This is a genomic window from Methylobacterium frigidaeris (genome assembly GCF_022179185.1).
In the GTDB taxonomy this organism is placed as follows: domain Bacteria; phylum Pseudomonadota; class Alphaproteobacteria; order Rhizobiales; family Beijerinckiaceae; genus Methylobacterium; species Methylobacterium frigidaeris.
The window spans coordinates 1-339 of the sequence record NZ_BPQJ01000164.1; the positions used below are offsets into that span (position 1 = coordinate 1).

A 339-nucleotide genomic window follows, 5' to 3' on the forward strand; every position below is an offset into this window, starting at 1 on the left:
GCGCGGCCGCGGCAAGGCCAACGGCGCCCTGCACGGAACCAAGCCGATCGACCTCGTCGTCGGCCTCATCCACGAGATCCGCGACCGCTTCCCCGGCCTCGACCCGGCGCTGACGATCTACTGGGGGGCCTACCTCGGCAGCCCGGACGAGATCCTGGTCTCCGGCCGCCTCGGCACCGTCGGCGCCGAGATCCGGCGGGTCCGCGCGGAGGCCCGGGCGCGGCACGGCTGGAACATGGATATCTATTTGTTGCGGCGGTTGTGTGCGGGGGAGGCTGGCGGCCCCGCGCCCGCAGGGCTGCGCTGCCAGCGCGGAAATCCCGAGCTCTATTCTCAATT

1 pseudogene is annotated in these 339 nt (G+C 71.7%); it reads left to right on the forward strand.

The window, feature by feature from the left end:
* Positions 1-339: pseudogene (locus MFF64_RS36690) on the forward strand (hypothetical protein); the annotation flags it as partial.